Origin of the sequence: Embleya scabrispora DSM 41855, assembly GCF_000372745.1 — a bacterium.
GTDB classification, from domain to species: Bacteria; Actinomycetota; Actinomycetes; order Streptomycetales; family Streptomycetaceae; genus Embleya; species Embleya scabrispora.
Window position 1 is genome coordinate 1 of sequence record NZ_KB889647.1, and the last position, 1,585, is coordinate 1,585.

Annotated in this window: 2 protein-coding genes; both read left to right on the plus strand. The window is 68.5% G+C overall.

Annotated features, from left to right (window positions below; translation table 11 throughout):
* Nucleotides 1-198: 198 nt before the first annotated feature.
* Complete coding sequence (locus A3IC_RS0115440; RefSeq protein WP_026218294.1) at nt 199-1,047, plus strand: IS5 family transposase; 849 nt, start codon at nt 199-201, stop codon at nt 1,045-1,047.
* Complete coding sequence (locus tag A3IC_RS54660) at nt 1,044-1,493, plus strand: hypothetical protein (RefSeq protein WP_020550946.1); 450 nt, start codon at nt 1,044-1,046, stop codon at nt 1,491-1,493. The genes A3IC_RS0115440 and A3IC_RS54660 overlap by 4 nt, the downstream gene beginning before the upstream one ends.
* Nucleotides 1,494-1,585: the final 92 nt, after the last annotated feature.

Below are 1,585 nucleotides of genomic sequence, written 5' to 3' on the forward strand. Positions count from 1 at the left end.
CCCGGCGGCTCACCCCCACTCGCGTGGGGACTTCTCGAGCCGTTCGCAAGAGCGCGCGGGCGCAGGCGGCTCACCCCCACTCGCGTGGGGACTTCAGAGGGCGGTCTGTGAGTCTTTGATGGGTTCTGTCGTCACCTGATGGTGTGGACGGGGGCGGAATCCGTCGGCCCGCGGCTGCTGATCTGTTGGTGTGATGATGTGAGTGAACGCAAGCCGTACCCGAGTGACTTGTCGGACGAGCAGTGGGCTCTGATCGAGCCGGTGATCACCGCGTGGAAGGGCCGGCACCGCTCGGTTAGCGGCCACGAGGGCGCCTATGCGATGCGGGAGATCGTGAACGCGATCCTCTACCAGGGCCGGACCGGCTGCCAGTGGGCCTACCTCCCGCACGACCTGCCGCCGAAGAGCGCGACGTACTACTACTTCGCCGCCTGGCGGGACGACGGAACCGACCAGGTCGTCCACGAACTCCTGCGCTGCCAGGTCCGCGAGAGGGCCCACCGATTAGAGGACCCGACCCTGGTGGTCCTGGACACCCAGAGTGTCCACGCCGCCGCCGGGGTCCCCACCGCGACCACCGGCCTCGATCCGGCCAAGCGGGTGTCGGGCCGCAAACGCGGACTGGCCGTGGACGTCCTCGGCCTGCTGATCGCCGTGGTCGTCGTCGCCGCGAACACCCACGACAACGCCGCAGGCATCGCCCTGCTGGACCAAGTCGCCGAGCACACCGGCGGCACCGTCCGCACGGCACTGGTGGACCAGGGCTTCAAGAACCAGGTCGTCGCGCACGGCGCCGGCCTGGGCATCGACGTCGAGATCGTCGAACGCAACCCGCAGCAGAAGGGGTTCGTCCCACTGCCCAAGCGCTGGAGGGTCGAGCAGACCTACGCGATCCTGATACTGCACCGGCGCCTGGTCCGCGACTACGAGCACCGCCTCGCCTCCTCCGCCTCCCGCGTCCACTGGGCGATGACCCACGTCATGGCCCGCCGCCTCACCGGCACGAACACCCCCACCTGGCGCGAACCGCAGGCGGTGGCAGCGTGAACATCGAGCCCCTGCTCGACGCACTCGGCCTCCAGGAGGACGCCGCCCGCGCACTCGCCGACGAACTACGCACCCAGATCACACACTTGCAGAGCCGGCTCAGGGACGCCGAGACCCACCTCGAAGACCTCGCGATCACCCGCAGGACCGTCACCGCCCTCGCCGACCGGATCCCCACACAGAGCGCCTCACCCGACCTGCCCGACCACCCGGACTACCCCCGCATCCTCAACGTCTGCAACGACGCCGACAGCCCACTGCGAGCCCGAGACGTCTGCGAAGCACTCGACCACGAACCCCTCCCGAAGAACATCGAAGGCACCCGCGCCAAGCTGAAACGCCTGGTCAAGCTCGGCCTCCTCACCGAAGTCGACACCGGCAGCTTCGCCACGAAGCAGCAGCCGACAGACCCTGCAACCACCAGCCCCGCTCCAGCCTCACCCTGAAACGGACATCAATTCACGAACCGTCCTCTCAGGATGCCACGGGCACGCCGATGTTCGATGCTCGGCTCACCCCCACTCGCGTGGGGACTTCC